We start from the raw sequence: 21,887 nt of genomic DNA, 5'->3' as shown, positions 1-21,887 counted from the left end.
TACATTTATTTTTCTAAAAAATTTTCTTAATCTTTCAAACTGAGCGAATGCTCGGAAATATGGAGGGGACCACAAACATGAACATTTATGTGTTAATGAAAAGAACCTTTGATACGGAAGAAAAAATTTCGATATCTGCTGGAAAAATCAATGAGGATGGTGCAGAGTTTATCATTAATCCTTATGACGAATATGCAATTGAAGAAGCAATCCAAGTCCGCGATGCCAATGGCGGAGAGGTAACCGTTATATCTGTTGGCAATGAAGAATCAGAAAAGCAATTGCGTACAGCACTTGCAATGGGTGCGGATAAAGCTGTCCTCATTAATATTGAAGATGATGTCGAAAATGGTGACCAATTTACAACTGCAAAAGCCATTGCTGAATACTTAAAGGATAAAGAGGCTGATTTAATTTTAGGCGGAAATGTTGCGATTGACGGCGGTTCCGGTCAGGTTGGCCCTCGTGTGGCAGAACTGCTAAACATTCCTTACGTAACAACCATTACGAAGCTCGAAATTGACGGAACAAGCGTAACAGTTACGCGCGATGTGGAAGGGGATGCGGAAGTAATCGAAACAAGCCTGCCGCTATTAGTCACGGCGCAGCAAGGTCTTAATGAGCCCCGCTACCCATCATTACCGGGTATTATGAAAGCGAAAAAGAAGCCGCTTGAAGAAATAGAATTGGATGATCTTGACCTTGAAGAAGAGGATGTCGAAGCAAAAACAAAAACAATCGAAATCTATTTGCCGTCCAAAAAAGAAGCTGGAAAAGTTTTATCCGGCGAGTTAAATGATCAGGTTAAAGAGCTTGTTCACCTTCTTCATACCGAAGCAAAAGTAATTTAAGCGAATTCACATAAAAATTGTTTTTTCAGGAGGTAAACTTACATGTCAAGAAAAGTATTGGTATTAGGAGAAGTTCGTGACGGGTCATTACGTAACGTTTCTTTCGAAGCAATTGCTGCGGCAAAAACGGTTGCAGAGGGTGGAGAAGTTGTAGGAGTATTAGTCGGTGAAACTGTAAGCGCTTTAGGTACAGAACTCGTTCAAAACGGAGCGGACCGTGTGGTCGTTGTTGAGAATGATAAACTAAAACAGTATACATCTGATGGGTATGCGCAAGCATTATTAGCTGTTATTGATCAAGAAAAGCCGGAAGGTTTGGTTTTAGGCCATACCGCGCTTGGAAAAGACTTGGCACCTAGAATTGCCGGGAAACTTTCATCCGGTCTCATTTCCGATGCAACAGCAGTTGAAGCTGCCGGAGGAAATATCGTCTTTACCAGACCTATTTATTCCGGAAAAGCATTTGAAAAGAAGATTGTGACAGACGGTTTAATTTTTGCAACCGTTCGTCCAAATAACATTGCTCCATTAGAAAAGGATGAAAACAGAAGCGGAGAGGTTTCCTCACTAGCTGTTGATATTAAAGACCTTCGTGCCATCATTAAAGAAGTAGTAAGAAAAGCAAGTGAAGGCGTGGATCTAAGCGAAGCGAAAGTGGTTATCTCTGGCGGGCGCGGGGTGAAAAGTGCTGACGGATTTAAGCCGCTTAAAGAATTAGCAGACGTTCTTGGCGGAGCGGTCGGTGCTTCACGTGGTGCCTGTGACGCGGACTACTGTGATTATTCCCTGCAGATCGGACAAACTGGAAAAGTAGTTACGCCTGACCTGTACATTGCCTGCGGAATCTCCGGAGCCATTCAGCACTTAGCCGGTATGTCTAACTCCAAGGTTATTGTTGCGATCAACAAAGACCCTGAAGCAAACATTTTCAAGGTAGCTGATTATGGAATCGTTGGCGATCTATTTGAAGTCGTGCCATTATTAACAGAAGAGTTTAAAAAGCTTAAAGTACATTCATAATAAGAAAAGCGGAAGCGCCTTGACCAGTGGCGACAGGCATATGACGAACGGGCGGGAAGGTTGTTCTTTAACCTTCCTGACGGATTGGCTTATGCCCCAGACCCCCTAGGCGCTGGAGCTTGACAATAGGATAAAAGCGAGCGGAATAATCCGTTCGTTTTTTGTTTAATTTTCAACGTTAAGGGGAAAATAACATGTAGAGCAATTTATTAGCGTGATTTTCCAATCGATGTTATACTTTCGGTAGTATTTCAGTAATATATAGGGGGTAAATAAAAAATGGCTATTTCACATTTAACAGATCAAAATTTTGCTTCTGAAACAGGATCAGGGCTTGTACTTGTAGATTTCTGGGCACCATGGTGCGGACCTTGTAAAATGATCGCGCCAGTTCTTGAAGAACTTGACGCTGATATGGGCGATAAAGTGAAAATCACAAAGCTTGATGTGGATGACAATCCACAAACTGCTGCTAACTTTGGTGTTATGAGCATTCCAACTTTGTTAGTAATGAAAAATGGCGAAGTCGTTGACAAGGTAGTCGGCTTCCAACCAAAAGAAGCATTAGCAAGCGTATTAGAAAAACACGTATAAGATCTAAAGTGAAAAAACCTTAGCTGGAGACCGTTCCCGCTAAGGTTTTTTGCGTTTTATGTAACTAAAAGTAGGAAAAAAGATGAATGTGGCAGCTAGATAAAAAGTTCATTTACCATCTAAAGAAAAAAGAAGCCCGCGTGGTAAATGAAACCCTATTACATTGACCGAATCACGAAAAAAGACGGCCAAGTGGTAAATGAAACCCTATTACATTGACCAAATCACGAAAAAGACGGCCAAGTGGTAAATGAAACCCCGTTACATTGACCGAAACCCATAAAAAATACCTCAATCGGTAAATGAACTGCCTTCCTACTTCCCTTTATGTGCCGTTTGCATTACTATTTTATAAGATAGCCAAAAAAAGACGGAGTGGGGTGGCCGGAAATGAATGAAACGATAAAGCAAAAACTGACACTGCTGCCTGATCAGCCTGGCTGCTACTTAATGAAGGACCGTCAGGGAACCATCATCTATGTGGGGAAAGCAAAGGTGCTGAAGAACCGTGTTCGGTCCTATTTCACCGGTTCGCACGATGGCAAAACATTAAGACTTGTCAACGAAATTGAGGACTTTGAATATATTGTTACCTCTTCGAATATAGAAGCACTTTTACTGGAATTAAACCTTATCAAGAAGTACGATCCAAAATACAATATCATGCTGAAGGATGACAAAAGCTATCCGTTTATTAAACTGACAGCTGAAAGGCATCCGAAGCTGATCATTACACGAAAAGTAAAAAAGGATAAGGGCAAATACTTTGGCCCCTACCCGAATGTCGGTGCGGCTAACGAAACCAAAAAACTGCTCGATCGGATTTACCCGCTGCGCAAATGCTCCACATTGCCTGACCGAGTCTGCCTTTATTACCATTTAGGGCAGTGCCTCGCCCCATGTGTCAATGAAGTGAGCGAGGAACAGTATAAGCAGATGACCGATGAAATTACGCGCTTTTTAAATGGCGGGTATAAGGAAATTAAAAAAGAGCTTACGGAAAAAATGACTGCTGCCGCAGAGGAACTTGATTTTGAACGGGCAAAGGAATTTCGTGATAAAATCGTTCATATTGAAACCATCATGGAGAAGCAAAAAATAACGATGACAGATTTTACTGATCGTGATGTCTTTGGCTATGCCGTGGATAAAGGCTGGATGTGTGTTCAAGTCTTCTTTGTACGTCAAGGAAAGCTCATTGAGCGGGATGTTTCCATGTTTCCCATTTACAATGAACCGGAAGAAGAAATATTAACCTTCCTTGGCCAATTTTACACAAAAGCAAATCACTTCAAGCCAAAGGAGATTCTGATTCAGGATCAAGTAGACTTATCAATGGCAGAACAGCTGCTTGAAGTCAAAGTGCTGCAGCCGCAGCGCGGACAAAAAAAGGATCTCGTCAAAATGGCAATAAAGAATGCCAAAATTGCCTTAAATGAAAAATTCTCCTTGATTGAAAAAGATGAAGAACGAACGATCAAAGCAATCGAAACCCTTGGAGAACTTCTTGGGATTTATACCCCGCACCGGATTGAGTCATTTGATAACTCAAACATTCAGGGAACGGACCCTGTTTCCGCGATGGTCGTTTTTACTGATGGAAAGGCTAATAAGCGAGAATACCGCAAATATAAAATCAAATCGGTTAAAGGCCCTGATGATTATGAGTCAATGAGAGAGGTTACAAGAAGAAGATACACAAGAGCATTGAAAGATGAATTGCCGCTTCCAGATTTAATTATCATTGATGGCGGAAAAGGACATGTTGAGGCCGTAAGAGATGTACTAGAAAATGAGCTGGGGTTGGATATCCCGCTTGCAGGGCTTGTTAAGGATGAGAAACACAGAACATCCCAGCTTCTTTATGGAAATCCATTGGAAATAGTCCCGCTTGCAAGGAATAGCCAAGAATTTTATTTATTGCAAAGGATTCAAGATGAAGTTCACCGCTTTGCTATTACCTTCCATCGTCAACTCCGAGGGAAAGGTGTATTCCAATCCTTGCTGGACGATATTCCGGGAATTGGTGAAAAACGGAAAAAACAATTGTTGAAGCAATTCGGTTCTGTGAAGAAAATGAAGGATGCTACGTTCGAAGAATTTCGGGCCCTGGGCATTCCGGTGAATGTTGTGGAGGAATTAATGAAAAAACTTCATTCATAAACATTGTCAGAAAAAATGTAACATGCTATAATGAGTGAAAATTTAATTTACTATCACTTTTAAGTACTAAAGTGAAGGTAGAGGTGCGAGCTTCAATAGTAATGATTCTGAGAAGGATGAGCTTCAAGGAAGAATCATGAAAGGGGATGTTCGCCGAAGTGAAGAAGGTCTCATTTCTTTCTTTGCTGGTTCTGCATTGAATAAATGCAGGATTGTCAAGACTTGTGTCTTGGAGAGCTATCTTACATTGTGTGTACGAGAATTTATTTTTTCGTGTGTATGAAGCAATGAGATGCCCTCTCATTGCCTTTTTTATTTTTTCAAGGGAAAGATAAAAGGAATAATCGAAAGTAGGGGAAATCATGGGGCTGATCGTCCAAAAGTTCGGAGGAACCTCCGTCGGTAGTGTAGAAAGAATCTTAAATGTGGCAGCATGTGTGAAACAGGAAAAAGATCAGGGTAATAATGTCGTTGTCGTTGTGTCGGCGATGGGGAAATCAACCGATCATCTTGTCGGTCTTGCGAAAGAAATTTCTAAACAGCCAAATAAACGGGAAATGGATATGTTGTTATCCACAGGGGAGCAGGTGACAATCTCCTTATTATCGATGGCTTTAAATCAACAAGGGATTGAAGCCGTATCCTATACAGGATGGCAGGCGGGAATTGTAACGGAACCGGTTCATGGAAATGCTCGAATCTCAAAGATAAATACGGAAGCAATCCAGAGCCAGCTTTCAGAAGGGAAAGTGGTTATTGTTGCCGGATTCCAGGGGATCACAGAAACCGGTGAAATTACCACGCTTGGCCGCGGGGGTTCTGATACGACTGCAGTGGCATTAGCTGCAGCACTTAAAGCGGATAAGTGCGATATTTATACCGATGTGACCGGGGTGTTTACTACGGATCCAAGGTATGTGAAAGAAGCACGCAAATTATTATCTATTTCGTATGATGAAATGCTGGAGCTCGCAAATTTAGGCGCGGGTGTCCTTCATCCAAGAGCAGTGGAATTTGCGAAAAACTATCAGGTTCAGCTTGAGGTTCGTTCGAGCATGGAGAAAATAGAGGGAACAGTCATTGAGGGGGAAGCAACAATGGAACAAAATTTAGTGGTACGCGGGGTCGCATTTGAAGATGAAATTACAAAGGTAACGGTACTGGGACTAACCAATTCACTAACAAGTTTATCGACAATTTTTACCACATTAGCGCAGAATCATCTTAACGTTGATATTATTATTCAAAGCACAACAGAGGGTGGAACAGCTAACCTATCTTTCTCCATTCATACAAATGATTTATTAGAGACATTAAAGGTTCTAGAGGATAATAAAGGAGTCCTGGGGTATGAACAGCTCGATGCAGAGAATAAATTAGCTAAAGTGTCGATTGTCGGTTCAGGGATGGTCTCAAACCCAGGTGTAGCAGCAAAAATGTTTGAAGTACTTGCTGCAAACAACATCCAAATCAAAATGGTCAGCACATCCGAAATAAAAGTATCAGCTGTCGTCGAAGAAAAACATATGCTCCAAGCAGTAGAAGCACTACACTCAGCATTCGAACTAGGTAAATAGTAAGAGGCTGTTAATAGTAAAAAGGGTGACAGGCACCATTAAGGTGCCTGTCACCCTACTTAACGTGAATATAGTACATTGGTAAGTTTGCGGCTATTATTTGGTGGGGTCTTTTGGATCCCATTTAATGGTGAATTGGACCTTGTTTGCTTTTTTGACAGGGTGCTCGAAGGCTTCGGTGATGACTTCTTTTTGGAGCTCAATTTGCTGGGCTAGGAAACCGGCCTCAAGCTGGAAAAAGTGCTCTGCTTTTGATTTTACACGAGACACAATTAACGGGCTGGCTAATTCAACTTCAATTGCGTGCTTTGTTTCTGTTTTAAGTTGAAGCTGACCCCAAGAAGCATTAGCAAAAAACTCAATAACCTGATCAAAATCAGCCAACGGGAATTTCCGAGCGAGACGTTTCCCTGCCCAATATAAGATTTCAGGAGTGTCCTTTCCAAGAATCTCCGGCAACAGGTATTCCCGGATTAACTCATATCCGAATATCGGTATAGTTCGTGGTTCAGTGTCATTTTCATTCAAATTTACAACAGTACTTTCTTTCACATGTTTCCCCTCTTTCTATCATTCTATTATATACAATTTGTGTTAAAGTTCATTACTGTTTTCAAGATAAAATAATGTTATTGTACAATATGTAATCTTATTTATCATCATAATTATCTTTTCCTAAAAGGTAAAATTACCAACAGTAAGATGTTGGTAAATGAGGGTGAAAAAATACTGCTTTTTTTAGAAAAAGACAAGTCTATTAAGCGTTTCAATACATTCTATTATAATATCAATATATTTTAAAAATTTTATTTTTTACTAAAGATTGTGTATCCGTTTTCTTGACGCTCTAGGATGTTGGGAGTAAAATGGACATGTCACATAATTGTCACAGTGGTGGTAAGTTAAGGATCTTGTTAGGGGAAAAACATAACATCACGTTTAAAAATTCAAGGGGGGTAAAGTAATGGCGGGTAATCGAGAATTTGTTTATCGCAGATTGCATTCGTTGCTGGGCGTTATTCCAATCGGAGTATTTCTGATACAGCACCTTGTAGTCAACCATTTTATCACAGGAGGACCGGAATCCTTCAATAAGGCTGCAGGTTTTATGGGAAGTCTGCCATTCCGGATTGTCCTGGAAACAGTAGTTATTTATTTACCAATTCTTTTTCATGCAATTTACGGACTTTATATTGCTTTTACGGCAAGCAGCAATGTTAACAGGTTTGGTACATACAGGAACTGGATGTACATGGTGCAGCGTGTAACAGGAGTCATCACACTGATATTTATTGCATGGCACGTTTGGCAAACTCGTGTGGCTGCAGCATTTGGTGCTGAGGTATCCTATGATATGATGCATGATATTCTTTCATCACCATTTATGTTCGTTTTCTATTTAGTAGGTATCCTTTCAGCTATTTTCCATTTTGCCAATGGTTTATGGTCATTCCTGGTTAGCTGGGGGATTACTGTGTCACCACGTTCACAAGTCATATCTACATATGTGACAATTGGTGTTTTTGTGATTCTATCATTTATTGCCATTCAAACATTAATCGCATTTGTTTAATAAATAACTATTGTTCGGAAAAATATTGTATTTTGGATTGAGGGAGTGAGTCACGAATGGGTAAAGGTAAAGTGATCGTAGTCGGCGGCGGCTTAGCAGGCTTAATGGCTACCATCAAGGTTGCAGAATCGGGAACACCGGTAGAACTATTTTCTCTTGTTCCGGTTAAACGTTCTCACTCTGTTTGTGCCCAAGGCGGTATTAATGGAGCTGTAAATACAAAAGGTGAAGGTGATTCTCCGTGGATTCACTTTGACGATACCATTTATGGCGGTGATTTCTTAGCCAATCAGCCTCCGGTAAAGGCGATGTGTGAAGCTGCACCGTTTATTATTAATTTATTTGACCGGATGGGAGTAATGTTTAACCGTACTCCTGAAGGCTTATTAGACTTCCGGCGCTTTGGTGGAACACAGCACCACCGTACTGCATTTGCCGGCGCAACAACTGGACAGCAATTGCTATATGCACTAGATGAGCAGGTTCGTCGTCACGAAGTAGATGGTTTGGTAACAAAGTATGAGGGCTGGGAATTCCTCGGTGCCGTTGTAGATGATGATGGCGTATGCCGCGGGGTGGTTGTCCAAAACCTTAAAACAATGGAAATTAAGTCGTTTTCTGCTGATGCCGTTATTATGGCAACCGGCGGTCCTGGAATTATTTTTGGTAAGTCAACGAACTCCGTTATTAATACAGGATCTGCTGCATCAATCGTGTACCAGCAGGGAGCAACTTACGCAAATGGAGAAATGATTCAAATTCATCCAACTGCCATCCCTGGTGATGATAAGCTCCGTTTAATGAGTGAGTCAGCTCGTGGTGAAGGCGGACGAATTTGGACATATAAAGATGGGAAACCATGGTACTTCTTAGAAGAAAAATATCCGGCATACGGAAACCTTGTTCCACGGGATATTGCCACACGTGAAATCTTTGATGTTTGCGTTCGTCAGAAGCTTGGAATTAACGGCGAAAATATGGTATTCCTTGATTTATCTCATAAAGATCCACATGAATTAGACGTAAAACTGGGTGGTATTATCGAGATTTACGAAAAATTCATGGGTGATAATCCACGTAAGGTTCCAATGAAAATATTCCCAGCTGTTCACTATTCAATGGGCGGACTATGGGTTGATTATGATCAAATGACTACTATTCCAGGCCTATTCGCTGCCGGTGAATGTGATTATTCACAGCATGGCGCCAACCGTCTTGGTGCTAACTCCTTGCTTTCAGCCGTTTATGGCGGAATGGTTGCCGGACCGAACGCGGTGAAGTACGTCGACGGGCTTGAAAAGAGTTCTGAAGCGATTTCTTCTACAATCTTTGATCGTCACGTGAAAGAGCAGGAAGAGAAATGGAATGCTATTATGTCTCTAAATGGCACAGAAAATGCGTATGTACTTCATAAAGAACTTGGGGAATGGATGACAGATAACGTAACAGTAGTCCGTTACAATGATCAGCTGTTAAAAACAGATGAAAAGATTCAGGAGCTTTTAGAGCGGTACCAAAACATTAATATCCATGATACATCAAAATGGAGCAACCAAGGAGCAGCCTTTACACGCCAATTACAGAATATGCTGCAATTGGCACGTGTTATTACCATCGGCGCATACAACCGTAATGAAAGCCGTGGTGCACATTATAAACCAGACTTCCCGAAACGGAATGATGAAGAATTCTTAAAAACAACAATGGCTAAATTTGTTGATTCTACATCTGCTCCTGCCTTCCATTATGAAGATGTTGATACATCGTTGCTTAAGCCGCGTGAACGCGATTACACTAAAAAGCATTAATAGAAAGGGGAGTAGGAAAGAATGTCTGAAAATAAAACAGTAAAGTTTAAAATAATGCGTCAAGATGGTCCAGATTCTGCTCCTTTTGAGGAGGAATTTGAGGTTCCCTACCGTCCGAATATGAATGTTATTTCGGCGTTAATGGAAATTCGTAAAAATCCTGTAAACGCGAAGGGACAAGCCTCAACCCCTATTACTTGGGATATGAACTGTCTTGAAGAGGTTTGCGGTGCTTGTTCAATGGTCATCAATGGCAAGCCGCGTCAATCCTGCTCGGCACTTGTTGATCAATTAGAACAGCCAATCCGTTTAGAGCCAATGCGTACCTTCCCTGTCGTCCGTGATCTACAGGTGGACCGCAGCAGAATGTTTGATTCCTTGAAAAAGGTAAAAGCATGGATCCCAATTGACGGAACCTATGATTTAGGACCGGGACCGCGTATGCCCGAGAATAAACGCCAGTGGGCATATGAATTATCTAAATGTATGACATGTGGTGTTTGTTTAGAAGCATGTCCTAACGTTAACAGCAAAACCAACTTCATGGGACCAGCTGTATTTAACCAAGTCCGCTTATTCAATGCCCATCCAACAGGTGCGATGAATAAAGCAGAACGCTTAAATGCTTTCATGGAGGACGGGGGAATGCAAGGTTGCGGGAACTCCCAAAACTGTGTGCAAGCATGTCCAAAAGGTATTCCAATTACGACTTCCATTGCAGCTATTAACCGTGATGCAACAATGCAGGCATTTAGGAACTTCTTCGGAAGCGATCAAGACTAATAAGAACCAAAGGCATCCGATTATCGGGTGTCTTTTTCATTTCTATTTTATAAAAAGAACGATATAATTAGTATAAAAATGAATGGATATTCATATTTGCGAAGGAGTTTGGCAAAATGGGAAAAGCATCGTACATCGAGGATCTTCATCAATGGGAGCAGGAGTTTGAATTTCATACCTCTGTCACGGTTCGTTTCTCCGAGACGGATATGTTTGGGCATATGAATAATACGGTTCCCTTCGTTTATTTCGAAGCGGCAAGGATTAAATTTTTTCAATCCATCGGGTTAATGGAGCAATGGACACGGCCGGAAAGTGATACTATTCCCGTGGTGGCTGATCTTCAATGTGACATTTTACAGCAAGTCTTTTTCGATGAAAGGTTAACCATTTATGTAAAGGCACAATCTGTTGGGAATTCGTCTATCGACATTCACTATCTGGCGAAAAAAGAAGATGGATCTGCCGGGTTTGTCGGCAGAGGAACCATGGTACAAATCTCGAAAAGGACGGGCAGAGGGGTTCCGTGGACTGAGGAAATGAGAAATATCCTTGTCAGCCTCAAGAAAGTTAGATAATAAACAGATTTATTTTAACAAAATCGTTCTCCTTAAAGCAATTATAGTCACTACATTTGTATCGTTCACATAAGATATGTTGACTAAATATATACCCACCCCACGATTCATTACTGGCGAAGGCAAGGAGGGTTACAATACTTGAAGGAGAATGATTATAATCACAAGCCGCTACTCACCAAACGTGAAAGAGAAGTATTCGAACTACTAGTACAAGACAAAACAACGAAAGAAATCGCTGGTGAATTATTTATAAGCGAGAAAACCGTTAGGAATCACATTTCAAATGCCATGCAGAAGCTTGGTGTTAAGGGGCGTTCACAAGCAGTTGTAGAGCTCCTTCGTATGGGAGAGCTAGAACTTTAAATGATGACCGGCATCCATCTTTTGGAGGCCGGTTCATCTTTTTCTAATGACTGGTTCGAAACGGGATTGGAATAATTTCCCGCAACATCCAAATGGTAGTACAAATGGCTTTATCCAATTTAAAATCCAATCACAATGAAAATATGGGCTAAACGGATTAAATGTTATATAAGTCAATGGAAAATAGTTGAAATGCCTTGAAAGTTTTATCAGTAAAATTTACAATAACAATAGAAACAGAAATAATTTAGAATCCAAGTAGCAAATGAAGTAAATGATAGTTTGCGGATTAGGCTGTATACATAGATACTAGGACCATCGTACTGATTTAAACATTAGCATCATAGAGGCGGTAGTGAGTTAGACAGTGAGCTAGACACAAGCCAAGATGGGGAGTCTTACTCATCTTGGCTTTTTATTTTTTAATTAAAATCGCCGGGAAAGGAACTGATAGAGAGAGATGAACGGTCCTGTTGAAACAATTAAAAACGAGAAGAGAATGCTTTTGTTAGAATTTCTAGATGAAAATAGGAGCAGGTGTGAAACATTGTTCACTGATAACCTCGATGGTATTTTTATCTTGGATATTGAAGGAAATATTGTGCAAGTGAACCCTAAGTTTGAAAGACTTTCGGGATATGAAGCAGAAGCAGCGAAACAGGTGAAGCTCCAATTTCTTTTTCCTATTAATTATGTAAATAAAGTATTTCATCATTTTCATAAAGCCGTTCTTGGCCAATTTCAAAATTATGATTGTAAAATGACGAGTAAAAACGGGGAACTGGTTGATTTAAATATTACAAATGTCCCAATTAGTGTGAATAATCAAATAACAGGTGTTTGTGCTGTTGCCAGGGATATAACTGAATTAAAGAGAAGAAAAGAAGAAGTAAGAAAAGTGGAAGAAATGCACAAGATCCTAACGGATAATGTTTTAGATCTGATCATTAGCACGAATTTAAAGGGGGAAATCCTCTACGTATCACCATCCTGTGTCCATATTCTCGGTTATACTGCCGATGAAGTGGTCAATCAAAATAGTTTTGCCTTCATTCATCCTGATGATGCAAAAAACGCTTATTATAATCGAAAAAAAGTCCTCAGCACCCTGGAAAACGGCAGAGAATGCTATCGTATTTTGAAAAAAGACGGAGATTTTGTTTGGGTAGAGTCTATTTGTAAACCGATTATTGATCCTGAAACCCGTCATGTGCTTGAGGTGGTTAGTGTTCTTAGAGATATTTCGGCACAGACAAAGGTGGAAGAAGAAGCGAAAAAACGAGAAGAAACCTATCGTGACATTGTTGAGTACTCACCTGATGCTGTGTTTATCGCAAGTGGCGATCAGTTCCTTTATATAAATGAAACAGCAGCCACATTATTAGGAGCAGCAAATAAAGAAGATATTTATAATATCGGGATTTCCGACATCATCCATCCGGATTATCAAGAGATTGCAAAAGAACGAATTCAAGTTGTGTTAAGAGGGGAAGCTACAGACTTTTTGGAATTTAAACTAATCCGTTTGGATGGCACTGTTTTTGTAGCGGAGGTAAAAGAGTTACCTACTATTTTCCAGAATAAACCAGCGAGACATATTATCTTTAGGGATATCATGGAACGGAAAAAGACACAAGAACTATTACTCAACTCCGAAAAGTTAAATGTGGCGGGGCAGCTGGCTGCAGGGATTGCTCATGAAGTTCGTAATCCGCTTACTGCTATTAAAGGGTTTCTTCAATTAATGGAGGCACAATCAGATCATAATCAAAATTACTTTGAGATCATCCAATCTGAGATGGATCGAATCGAGCTAATTCTAAGTGAGTTATTAGTACTTTCCAAGCCTCACGAGCTAAAGTTTGAAACAGTAGATTTAATCAAGCTAATTGAAAGTGTGAAAATGTTAATAGATACCCAGGCAATCATGAATGGTGTCCGTATTGAAACGATTTACAGCTCTAAAAATATCACCATCAATGGTGATAAGAATCAGTTAAAACAGGTGTTTATCAATATCTTAAAAAATGCCATTGAAGCAATGCCAAAAGGCGGCATCATTACCATTGAACTGAAAAAATATAGTTTCAATAAGGTAAAGCTGCTCTTTAAAGATACCGGCAGCGGGATGCCTCAGCATATTTTAAAACGCCTGGGGGAGCCGTTTTTTACTACAAAGGAGGACGGCACCGGTTTAGGAATCATGATATCCAAACATATTATTGAAAATCATGAGGGTACGATTCATTTCTGGAGTGATCAAAAAGGTACCATCATAGAAGTTATTTTACCGATGGCAAGATATAACCAGAAGTAGCCATTCCCTTGAGGGAAGTGCTTGAAGTGAAAAAATCCGGCATCCAATTGGAAGCCGGTATATTTGTTTATTCACTTATTGTATAACTATATTCCACTTCATCTTTTTGTGGATTGTAATCAACATGTAAATCATGTCCATTAAAAAACCATAAATCTGTTCCTTCAATGAAAAAAGTAATTCCTTCTATTTCGGTTTTCACAGACATATCGACCGGTTCATTATCGACTGTAAACCCCAAGGCGAAATTTTCTTGTACAGGACTGCTCCCGTAAATTTGCGTGTAGAACCTCACTTTATTCCCCTTTTTTAATCCCACTTCTTCCTGAAACCACTTTATAGCTGCATTACTTATGTTGATCTGCATGAGAAAAACCCCCACTGTATTGAAGTCACTTTATCTGTTCATCATTCTATAATATCTCCAATGAATGTGAAACTAATTTGATTGGATCAAAAGGCTAAGTAGTTTTCGAACAGTTTCAGCTTGAAATTTTGCCGGAAAAAGGTGAAAATAAAGACAAGCTAAAATTATTTTACTAAGAATTTTTTAAATAATTGGCCTTGAGGATAAGCATATTTTAGGAGTGTTAAATCAATGGAACTCGAAAATCCGCAAAAAGGTACTGAGGAGATTTTTGCTAATATTGAAAAGGATTTACGTTATATATCTGGTATTATCAAACAAAAGGGCAGAGAAATGTTAAGTCATTATAAGATTACTCCTCCCCAATTTGTGGCCTTGCAATGGCTTTTTGAAGAGGGCGATATGACCATCGGTGAGCTATCGAATAAAATGTATTTGGCCTGCAGTACGACGACAGACCTTGTCGATCGGATGGAGAAGAATTTACTTGTAGAACGGGTGAAGAATCCAAGTGACCGTCGAGTGGTAAGGATTCACTTGCTTGAAGAAGGTAAGAGAATTATTGATGAAGTCATCAAAAAACGACAAGTTTATTTGGAAGAAGTGTTAAAAAATTTCTCAACGGAAGAAATTCAACTTCTTCAAACCGGTCTGATGAAACTTCATCAGGAAATGCGTTAGAATGAGGCGAGATGTTTGAAACAACCAATAGGTGTAATAGATTCCGGTGTCGGTGGATTAACCGTTGCCAAAGAAATTATTAGACAGCTTCCAAACGAGAAAATCATTTATTTGGGGGATACTGCCCGCTGCCCCTATGGTCCAAGATCGAGGCAGGAAGTAAAGAGATTCACTTGGGAAATGACCGCTTTTTTATTAGAAAAAAACATCAAAATGCTGGTGATTGCTTGCAATACCGCAACTGCAGCGGCACTTGATGAGATTCGCAAGGAATTGCCGATCCCTGTTCTCGGGGTAATTAATCCCGGGGCACGTGCAGCCATTAAGCGGACGAAAAACTATCGAGTTGGCATTATCGGCACAGTGGGCACAGTTAAAAGTGGTGCCTATGAAAAGGCATTAAAATCGCTAAACAGCCGTCTTTTTGTTACTAGTCATGCCTGCCCTAAATTTGTCCCCCTCGTGGAAAGCGGCGAATATAATGGACCGATTGCCGAAAGAATAGTGGATGAGGCGTTAAAGCCGTTATTAAACCAACATTTGGATACCTTGATTTTAGGCTGCACACATTATCCTTTGCTGGAACCGCTGATAAAAAATGTTATGGGCGAAACGGTACATGTCATTAGTTCCGGTGACGAAACAGCCCATGAAATTAGTGCGATCCTTCAATACAGTGGGCAGCTCGATGAATTAGAGTCTGTGCCGGAGCATGAGTTTTATACAACCGGCTCAAAAAGGCTTTTTTCAAAAATTGCCTCCCAGTGGCTGGGGATCCCAGTTGATCATGTGAATAAAATAAAACTATGAGTTCCTATCAATGATAGGGGCTTTTTTTATAAATTTATTCTATTTTTCTTTCACTAAGCGGTCTAATTTCGCATATAGCTCGTATATATGATAGTACAAACTGTCTTAGGGGGGAATTAATGTGTCTAAAAATAAAGCCAAAATCCTGGGTGTAACGGTGCTTACCTCAACAGTATTGCTTTCCGGCTGCGGCTTGTTTGGCGGGGAAAAAGAAAAGAAAATCGATCCGCCAAAAAGTGTGACGGTCACCGAAAAATCAGTAAGCAAGGAAACAGCTGCTAAAGAAAAGGCCAAGGCAGAGGACGTCATCAAGACTGAACTATATTTAATTGATAAGGACGGTTACGTCGTCCCGCAAACATTAGACTTGCCGAAAAAAGCTTCTGTTGCAACACAAGCACTTCAGTATTTGGTAGCAAATGGTCCAGTAACGAACATGCTCCCAAATGATTTTAGAGCCGTCCTCCCTGAGGATACAGAGCTCTCCGTCAACATTGATAAAGAAACAGGCGTTGCAACGGTTGATTTTTCAAAAGAATTTAAGGATTATAAACCGGAAGATGAGATGAAGATACTTCAATCGGTCACATGGACGCTAACGCAATTTGATAATGTCAAATCGGTCAAATTGAAAATGAACGGGCATGAACTGACAGAAATGCCAGTCAATGGCACCCCAATCAGCCAAAATCTATCAAGAGCGACAGGAATCAATATTGATACAAACGATGTCGTCGATATTACCAATACGAAGCCTGTTACTGTGTATTATATTGGTGGTGAAGAGGGCTCCTACTACTATGTTCCTGTCACTCGCCGAATTAGCAATAACGAGAAGGATCAATATGCTGCGGTCGTTAACGAACTAATTAAAGGGCCAAGCGGAAAATCTACTCTTGCGTCTGAGTTTGTTTCTGATGTGAAATTGCTTGAGGCTCCAAAATATCAAGACGGAACAGTCACCTTGAACTTCAATAAGAACATTTTAGATAGTTCTGAGAAAATGGAGATTTCACAATCATTACTAGATACTATCGTGCTCTCCTTAACGGAACAGCAAGGAGTTGAAAAAGTGGCGATTCAGGTTGACGGTAAAGCTGAAATAAAGAATGATAAAGGGAAAAAATTATCGGAGCCGGTCACACGTCCGGAAAAAGTCAATACAGGTAGTTTTTAAAAAAACATTTTTGTTATACTATATAGTGGACAATAAGAGAGGTTGGCTTAGTGCCGCCTCTTCTTTATTTGAAAAAATAGTATACGCTGAAGGAGGAAGGTTTGTGCGCGTCGATGGAAGAGAGCCATTACAGCTAAGACCTATACATATTGAAACAAATTATTTAATCCACCCAGAAGGTTCTGTCCTTATTTCTGTTGGGAATACAAAGGTGATTTGTTCAGCGAGCATTGAAGAACGGGTTCCTCCGTTTATGAGGGGTGAAGGCAAGGGCTGGATAACAGCTGAATATTCGATGCTTCCAAGAGCTACGGAATCAAGAAACATCCGCGAATCATCAAAAGGAAAGGTATCCGGGCGCACAATGGAAATTCAGCGGCTGATCGGCCGTGCACTAAGGGCGATTGTCGACCTTGGTGCAATCGGCGAGCGGACGGTTTGGATTGATTGTGATGTCATTCAAGCAGATGGCGGAACAAGGACTGCCTCCATCACTGGTGCATTCGTCGCGATGGCACTTGCTTTGAATGCATTAGCTGAAAAAAAGTCATTTTCAAAATTTCCGATTACCGATTATTTAGCGGCAACGAGCGTCGGAATCTTGGGAGATGGCGGAGTTGTGCTCGACTTAAACTATGCTGAGGACTCCAAGGCCCACGTCGATATGAATATCGTGATGACCGGAAGCGGCGAGTTTGTTGAGCTGCAAGGAACCGGCGAAGAATCAACCTTTTCCTACAATCAACTGCAAGGCTTGCTGGATGCGGCGCAAGCAGGGCTGACGGAACTGTTTGAACACCAAAAAGCGGCATTGGGCGAGGAAATTATGCGAAAAATAGAGGGCAGACGGAAGAAATAACCTTAATTTTGTAGTGATTTTGAAAAAAGATAGGCTAATTAGCGGATAACCGGATTCAATCAGCGGATAACGTATTTCAATCAGCTGATAATACAATTCAATTAGCGATCTACTCAAAAAACAATTTTTCAACTAAAAATGATTTATTAAAAGAGGCGATTATTAATGAATGAAGTGATTATTGCAACAAAAAATCCCGGAAAAGCACGGGAGTTTGAACATATTTTTGCAAACAGAGGAATCGAAGTGAAGACATTGCTTGATTTTCCCGAAATTCCTGAAGTAGAAGAAACAGGTACAACCTTTGAAGAAAATGCCATCCTCAAAGCTGAAGCGGTTTCCCAAGCACTTAATAAAATGGTCATTGGCGATGATTCCGGCCTAATGGTGGACGCACTAGAAGGCAAACCGGGAATCTATTCTGCCCGTTATGCAGGCGAGCCAAAAAATGACCAAAACAACACGGATAAAGTGCTATCGGAGTTGCAGGGTGTCCCTGAAAGCGAGAGATCGGCAAGATTTTACTGTGCGTTGGCAATAGCAATTCCCGGAAAAGAAACGCGGACGGTGTCAGGCTCCTGTGAAGGACGGATTCTTGAAGCCCCCCGCGGGTCAAATGGCTTTGGGTATGACCCGGTTTTTTATGTGCCGGAAAAAGGAGTGGCCATGGCGGAGCTGTCTTCAGATGAAAAAAATTCGATCAGCCACAGGGCCAATGCCTTGAAAAAGCTGGATGTAATTTTGGATTCCATTTTGGAGAGTGCAAAACAGTCATGAGCAAGGTGCTAGTGATAAGCGATAGCCACGGATTGACGAAGGAACTAGAAATGGTAAGGGAAAGACATTTAAACGAAGTTGATTTAATGATCCACTGCGGTGATTCGCAGTTAGCACATGATGACAAAGCCATTTCCGGTTACTTAACCGTAATGGGGAATTGTGATTTCGGCGGCGGTTATCCAATGGAAACAACTGCTGAGGCAGCTGGGCGAAAAATTTTTATTACACATGGACACCGCTACTCCGTGAAATCAACATTAATGAATCTAAAATATAAGGCAAAGGAAGTAAATGCCGATATCGTCTGCTTTGGTCACTCACATGTCCTTGGGGCTGAAATGATTGACGAGACCTTATTTTTGAACCCTGGAAGCATCCTCCTTCCGCGTGAGCGTTTGGAAAAAACTTATGTTATCCTTCATTTGTTAAACGATCGAATAAAGCTGTCAGTATTTGAAGTAAACGGCCACGAAATGAAAGACTTGGCCAGGGAATTTGTACTGTAAACATGAGGGGGATTGTCATTCCCCTTTCATTAATTAAAAAATGATTAAAAACCAGTTGACTTTTAGATGGTATGATAATATAATAAATCTTGTCTTTGATACACTGTTAAGTCCCAGTAGCTCAGCCGGATAGAGCATACGCCTTCTAAGCGTACGGTCGGGAGTTCGAATCTCTCCTGGGACGCCATTTAAACTACATACCAGAATTTCCAACTCACCAGTGCAGGTGAGTTTTTTTTGTATTTTATATGTGCTACACTATTTTTCAACGACATACTGAAGGACGGATATGGAATGAAAAAACGGGAACAGGTGAAACGGAAAGATAATGTGGTCTATTTTCCCGGACTGGAAAAGCGATTAACCCATAAAGGCTTAGAAAGTCTTGAAAAGAGAAATTTCAAAGAAGCAATATCGCTGTTGGAAGAAGCGAGAGAGCTGGATCAGGAAAATGACGATATTTTAATCGGGCTAGTCCTTGCCTATTTTGAAGCGGGGTCTTTTAAACAAGCAAAAGTCCTTGCAAATGAAATGCTATTAAAAGGAATTGGCGACTATTTTCAAATGGTCGATCTTTATCTGACCGTGCTGATTCAGCTTCACGAATACCAAGAAATTGTTATGACCATCGAGGCGTTGCTAGAGGAAAAAGAGATTCCGCCAGAAAAACATGATCATTTTTTAACCATCCTGCAATTTAGCCGGCGGATGGCCGAAAATCGCCAGCCGCCAGAAGAAGAAGAAGAAGAACCTGCACCCGAGAGACAGAGCCTGCAGCTCCTTTCAAAAAATAATTTAAATGAACAAATGCTGGCAGTTGCAAGTTTGGCGGAGAAAAATATTCGGCCATATCTTGATGAAATTGCAGACTACTTAAAAACGGATACTGGCCATTCTTTTGTAAAGACCATGCTGGTCACTCTTTTAAAAGAACAAGAAATTAACAAGGAACTGGTCGTGAGGAAGTTTTTAAAAGAGAAAACTTTCATTCCTACAGAATTGCCTGAAGTGAGAACCCTGCCGAAAATGGTAAAGGTAAAAAAAATACTAGAAAATAGTTTGGAAAGTAAAAATCCGGGTCTCTTTGAAAATACCATTGGAATGGTAGAACGGACATTTTTTATCAGTTATCCGTTTGAATTAGAGCCCGAAGATCCAGCAGCATGGGCGGCGGCCTTTCATAAACTAGCCCAAGAATACTTGGGGATCGAGCCGATAGTGAGTAAACTAGCAAATGAATATGGCGCCGAACTGCAAGAAATAGAGCAGGCAATGGCTCTAATAGAGGAGATTGAGAAAATTTCCTATCCTAATATTTAGGTCTCACTGTTGAAAGAGAGCAAACCTATGATATAATGTAGGGGTTGCATTGTGTAAAAAACTATATTTTACATTTAAATGATGGAAAAGTGGCTTGATAGACAAGGCATATTCCGACTCAAATTCGTTATCGAATGAAATGAGAATAGATTTGTTGGAGGGAAAAAAGTATGACAGCAAAATGGGAAAAATTAGAAGGAAACAGCGGCGTCCTTACAGTTGAAGTAGATGCTGAAAAGGTGAGCGAAGGCTTAGACGCAGCATTCCAAAAAGTTGTAAAACAAGTAAACGTTCCTGGCTTCCGTAAAGGGAAAATGCCTCGCGGAATGTTCGAAAAGCGTTTCGGTGTAGAATCACTTTATCAAGATGCATTAGATATTCTTCTTCCAGAAGCATACGGAAATGCAATTGACGAAACAGGAATCGAGCCAATCGACCGTCCTGATATCGATATCGAACAAATGGAAAAAGGCAAAGTCTTGATCTTCAAAGCAACTGTTCAAGTGAAGCCAGAAGTAAAATTAGGCGAATACAAGGGCTTAGAAGTGGAAGAACTCGATGCAGCTGTTACAGATGAAGATGTACAAAAAGAATTAGAAACAATGCAAAACCGTCAAGCTGAGCTTGTAGTTAAAGAAGAAGGTACAGCTGAAAACGGTGATACAGTAGTTCTTGACTTTGAAGGATTCGTTGACGGTGAAGCGTTCGAAGGCGGAAAAGCTGAAAATCACTCACTAGAACTAGGTTCAGGATCATTCATTCCTGGATTTGAAGAGCAATTAGTTGGCGTTGCAACTGGCGAATCGAAAGATGTGGAAGTAACTTTCCCAGAAGAATATCATGCAGCAGAGCTTGCAGGTAAGCCAGCTACATTTAAAGTAACTATTCATGAAATTAAAGGAAAAGAACTTCCTGCATTAGATGACGAGTTTGCAAAAGATGTAGACGAAGAAGTGGAAACATTAGATGCATTAAAAGAAAAAATCAAAACTCGTTTAGAAGACAGCAAAAAGCATGAAGCTGAACACCACCTTCGTGATACTGTAGTGGAAAAAGCTGCAGAAAATGCAGAAGTTGAAATTCCAGAAGTAATGGTGACTAACGAAGTAAACCGTATGCTTCAAGAATTCGAACAACGCCTGCAAATGCAAGGTATGAACCTTGAATTATACTTCCAATTCTCAGGTCAAGATGAAAATGCACTTCGCGAGCAAATGAAGGAAGAAGCTGGAAAGCGCGTGAAAATTAACCTAACATTAGAAGCGATTGCTAAAGCTGAAAACCTTGAAGTGACTGAAGAAGATGTGAATGCAGAACTTGAGAAAATGGCCGGCACTTACAACATGCCTGTAGACACCATTACCCAAGCTCTTGGCGGTTTAGACGGCATCAAAGCAGATCTTAAACTTCAAAAAGCAGTAAACTTTCTTGTTGAAAACAAGAAATAATGGATAAATTATGAAATATGAGCAAGACACGATAAATAATCGTGTCTTGTTTTATACTTTTTTTCAATTACATATTATAATAAGGACAGGGAAACCTTTTTAACAATGGACATGGATGACGGAAGCAGGAAATAATTCGATCGATGGCGAATAATTATTTTTCATAAAGGTTTTGTCTTATTTTTAATAATAATGGTTAAGATTAATGAGTACATAATTTTTACATGTGAGGAACACAAACAAATAACGGGAAGAGAAAACATAATAATGTAAAGCGTTTTAGTTCCAGTCCATTGGTTAAATGTGTTA

21 protein-coding genes, 1 tRNA gene and 1 riboswitch are annotated in these 21,887 nt (G+C 40.4%); of the genes, 20 read left to right on the top strand and 2 right to left on the bottom strand.

Annotated elements, in window-relative coordinates; translation table 11 throughout:
• Window positions 1-77 precede the first annotated feature (77 nt).
• The 5 genes from FAY30_RS18085 (at window position 78) to FAY30_RS18065 (ending at window position 6,205) form a co-directional block, all read left to right on the top strand.
• Window positions 78-851, top strand: a complete 774-nt coding sequence (locus FAY30_RS18085; RefSeq protein ID WP_149871188.1) for an electron transfer flavoprotein subunit beta/FixA family protein — start codon at window positions 78-80, stop codon at window positions 849-851.
• A 42-nt stretch (window positions 852-893) separates the two neighbouring features.
• Window positions 894-1,871, top strand: a complete 978-nt coding sequence (locus FAY30_RS18080) for an electron transfer flavoprotein subunit alpha/FixB family protein (RefSeq protein ID WP_149871187.1) — start codon at window positions 894-896, stop codon at window positions 1,869-1,871.
• Between the two features lie 279 nt (window positions 1,872-2,150).
• Window positions 2,151-2,465 (top strand): thioredoxin, encoded by a 315-nt coding sequence (gene trxA, locus FAY30_RS18075; RefSeq protein ID WP_149871186.1) that lies wholly within the window; start codon window positions 2,151-2,153, stop codon window positions 2,463-2,465.
• Window positions 2,466-2,855: 390 nt separating this feature from the next.
• A complete protein-coding gene (uvrC, locus tag FAY30_RS18070; protein ID WP_149871185.1) occupies window positions 2,856-4,628 on the top strand; it encodes an excinuclease ABC subunit UvrC in 1,773 nt (590 codons plus the stop codon).
• A gap of 70 nt (window positions 4,629-4,698) precedes the next feature.
• Window positions 4,699-4,876: riboswitch (Lysine riboswitch) on the top strand.
• A 114-nt stretch (window positions 4,877-4,990) separates the two neighbouring features.
• The gene (locus FAY30_RS18065) at window positions 4,991-6,205 is read left to right on the top strand and encodes an aspartate kinase (RefSeq protein ID WP_149871184.1); all 1,215 of its coding nucleotides are present in this window, start codon (window positions 4,991-4,993) and stop codon (window positions 6,203-6,205) included.
• Between the two features lie 96 nt (window positions 6,206-6,301).
• On the opposite strand, the gene FAY30_RS18060 is transcribed toward FAY30_RS18065, so the two are convergent.
• On the bottom strand, window positions 6,302-6,757 hold the full coding sequence (locus tag FAY30_RS18060; RefSeq protein ID WP_149871183.1) for a YslB family protein: 456 nt from the start codon (window positions 6,755-6,757) through the stop codon (window positions 6,302-6,304).
• Between the two features lie 412 nt (window positions 6,758-7,169).
• Here FAY30_RS18060 and FAY30_RS18055 point away from each other — a divergent pair, with 412 nt between their 5' ends.
• The 6 genes from FAY30_RS18055 to FAY30_RS18030 all read left to right on the top strand — a co-directional run bounded on the left by FAY30_RS18055 (window position 7,170) and on the right by FAY30_RS18030 (window position 13,630).
• Window positions 7,170-7,778 carry a succinate dehydrogenase cytochrome b558 subunit gene (locus FAY30_RS18055; protein WP_149871182.1) on the top strand — a complete coding sequence of 203 codons (609 nt, stop codon included), beginning with the start codon at window positions 7,170-7,172 and terminating at the stop codon, window positions 7,776-7,778.
• 56 nt (window positions 7,779-7,834) lie between these two features.
• Entirely contained in the window at window positions 7,835-9,586 is a 1,752-nt protein-coding gene (gene sdhA, locus FAY30_RS18050) for a succinate dehydrogenase flavoprotein subunit (RefSeq protein ID WP_149871181.1), read from the top strand.
• Between the two features lie 21 nt (window positions 9,587-9,607).
• Window positions 9,608-10,369 carry a succinate dehydrogenase iron-sulfur subunit gene (gene sdhB, locus FAY30_RS18045; protein WP_149871180.1) on the top strand — a complete coding sequence of 254 codons (762 nt, stop codon included), beginning with the start codon at window positions 9,608-9,610 and terminating at the stop codon, window positions 10,367-10,369.
• Between the two features lie 116 nt (window positions 10,370-10,485).
• Window positions 10,486-10,947 (top strand): acyl-CoA thioesterase, encoded by a 462-nt coding sequence (locus FAY30_RS18040; RefSeq protein ID WP_149871179.1) that lies wholly within the window; start codon window positions 10,486-10,488, stop codon window positions 10,945-10,947.
• Between the two features lie 141 nt (window positions 10,948-11,088).
• Window positions 11,089-11,313, top strand: a complete 225-nt coding sequence (gene gerE / locus FAY30_RS18035; protein ID WP_007087335.1) for a spore germination transcription factor GerE — start codon at window positions 11,089-11,091, stop codon at window positions 11,311-11,313.
• Between the two features lie 505 nt (window positions 11,314-11,818).
• Complete coding sequence (locus tag FAY30_RS18030; RefSeq protein ID WP_223820799.1) at window positions 11,819-13,630, top strand: PAS domain S-box protein; 1,812 nt, start codon at window positions 11,819-11,821, stop codon at window positions 13,628-13,630.
• Between the two features lie 67 nt (window positions 13,631-13,697).
• On the opposite strand, the gene FAY30_RS18025 is transcribed toward FAY30_RS18030, so the two are convergent.
• Window positions 13,698-13,997 (bottom strand): HesB/YadR/YfhF family protein, encoded by a 300-nt coding sequence (locus tag FAY30_RS18025; RefSeq protein WP_149871177.1) that lies wholly within the window; start codon window positions 13,995-13,997, stop codon window positions 13,698-13,700.
• Between the two features lie 231 nt (window positions 13,998-14,228).
• On the opposite strand from FAY30_RS18025, the gene FAY30_RS18020 reads away from it, so the two are divergent.
• The 9 genes from FAY30_RS18020 (at window position 14,229) to tig (ending at window position 21,578) form a co-directional block, all read left to right on the top strand.
• Window positions 14,229-14,678 (top strand): MarR family winged helix-turn-helix transcriptional regulator, encoded by a 450-nt coding sequence (locus tag FAY30_RS18020; protein ID WP_149871176.1) that lies wholly within the window; start codon window positions 14,229-14,231, stop codon window positions 14,676-14,678.
• 15 nt (window positions 14,679-14,693) lie between these two features.
• A complete protein-coding gene (gene racE / locus FAY30_RS18015) occupies window positions 14,694-15,488 on the top strand; it encodes a glutamate racemase (protein ID WP_149871175.1) in 795 nt (264 codons plus the stop codon).
• 121 nt (window positions 15,489-15,609) lie between these two features.
• Window positions 15,610-16,665, top strand: coding sequence for a GerMN domain-containing protein (locus FAY30_RS18010; RefSeq protein ID WP_149871174.1), 1,056 nt, complete (start codon window positions 15,610-15,612; stop codon window positions 16,663-16,665).
• 103 nt (window positions 16,666-16,768) lie between these two features.
• A complete protein-coding gene (gene rph, locus FAY30_RS18005) occupies window positions 16,769-17,524 on the top strand; it encodes a ribonuclease PH (protein ID WP_149871173.1) in 756 nt (251 codons plus the stop codon).
• A gap of 165 nt (window positions 17,525-17,689) precedes the next feature.
• On the top strand, window positions 17,690-18,301 hold the full coding sequence (locus FAY30_RS18000) for an XTP/dITP diphosphatase (protein WP_149871172.1): 612 nt from the start codon (window positions 17,690-17,692) through the stop codon (window positions 18,299-18,301).
• Window positions 18,298-18,810 (top strand): metallophosphoesterase, encoded by a 513-nt coding sequence (locus FAY30_RS17995; RefSeq protein ID WP_149871171.1) that lies wholly within the window; start codon window positions 18,298-18,300, stop codon window positions 18,808-18,810. Before FAY30_RS18000 ends, FAY30_RS17995 begins: the two co-directional genes overlap by 4 nt.
• A 110-nt stretch (window positions 18,811-18,920) precedes the next feature.
• Window positions 18,921-18,997 (top strand) — tRNA-Arg (locus FAY30_RS17990).
• Window positions 18,998-19,104: 107 nt separating this feature from the next.
• A complete protein-coding gene (locus FAY30_RS17985; RefSeq protein WP_149871170.1) occupies window positions 19,105-20,130 on the top strand; it encodes a tetratricopeptide repeat protein in 1,026 nt (341 codons plus the stop codon).
• A 170-nt stretch (window positions 20,131-20,300) separates the two neighbouring features.
• Window positions 20,301-21,578 (top strand): trigger factor, encoded by a 1,278-nt coding sequence (gene tig, locus FAY30_RS17980; RefSeq protein ID WP_149871169.1) that lies wholly within the window; start codon window positions 20,301-20,303, stop codon window positions 21,576-21,578.
• The last annotated feature ends 309 nt before the right edge of the window (window positions 21,579-21,887 follow it).

The organism is Bacillus sp. S3 (genome assembly GCF_005154805.1).
In the GTDB taxonomy this organism is placed as follows: Bacteria; Bacillota; Bacilli; order Bacillales; family Cytobacillaceae; genus Neobacillus.
Note: the sequence above shows the minus strand (reverse complement) of the source record. Positions and strands in the feature narration are given on the sequence as shown.

Excerpts from the sequence above, each read along its gene's own strand:
- FAY30_RS18085 (WP_149871188.1), top strand. The coding sequence starts at position 78 with ATGAACATTTATGTGTTAATGAAAAGAACCTTTGATACGGAAGAAAAA.
- FAY30_RS18080 (WP_149871187.1), top strand. The coding sequence starts at position 894 with ATGTCAAGAAAAGTATTGGTATTAGGAGAAGTTCGTGACGGGTCATTA.
- trxA (WP_149871186.1), top strand. The coding sequence starts at position 2,151 with ATGGCTATTTCACATTTAACAGATCAAAATTTTGCTTCTGAAACAGGA.
- uvrC (WP_149871185.1), top strand. The coding sequence starts at position 2,856 with ATGAATGAAACGATAAAGCAAAAACTGACACTGCTGCCTGATCAGCCT.
- FAY30_RS18065 (WP_149871184.1), top strand. The coding sequence starts at position 4,991 with ATGGGGCTGATCGTCCAAAAGTTCGGAGGAACCTCCGTCGGTAGTGTA.
- FAY30_RS18055 (WP_149871182.1), top strand. The coding sequence starts at position 7,170 with ATGGCGGGTAATCGAGAATTTGTTTATCGCAGATTGCATTCGTTGCTG.
- sdhA (WP_149871181.1), top strand. The coding sequence starts at position 7,835 with ATGGGTAAAGGTAAAGTGATCGTAGTCGGCGGCGGCTTAGCAGGCTTA.
- sdhB (WP_149871180.1), top strand. The coding sequence starts at position 9,608 with ATGTCTGAAAATAAAACAGTAAAGTTTAAAATAATGCGTCAAGATGGT.
- FAY30_RS18040 (WP_149871179.1), top strand. The coding sequence starts at position 10,486 with ATGGGAAAAGCATCGTACATCGAGGATCTTCATCAATGGGAGCAGGAG.
- FAY30_RS18025 (WP_149871177.1), bottom strand. The coding sequence starts at position 13,997 with ATGCAGATCAACATAAGTAATGCAGCTATAAAGTGGTTTCAGGAAGAA.
- FAY30_RS18020 (WP_149871176.1), top strand. The coding sequence starts at position 14,229 with ATGGAACTCGAAAATCCGCAAAAAGGTACTGAGGAGATTTTTGCTAAT.
- FAY30_RS18000 (WP_149871172.1), top strand. The coding sequence starts at position 17,690 with ATGAATGAAGTGATTATTGCAACAAAAAATCCCGGAAAAGCACGGGAG.
- FAY30_RS17995 (WP_149871171.1), top strand. The coding sequence starts at position 18,298 with ATGAGCAAGGTGCTAGTGATAAGCGATAGCCACGGATTGACGAAGGAA.
- FAY30_RS17985 (WP_149871170.1), top strand. The coding sequence starts at position 19,105 with ATGAAAAAACGGGAACAGGTGAAACGGAAAGATAATGTGGTCTATTTT.
- tig (WP_149871169.1), top strand. The coding sequence starts at position 20,301 with ATGACAGCAAAATGGGAAAAATTAGAAGGAAACAGCGGCGTCCTTACA.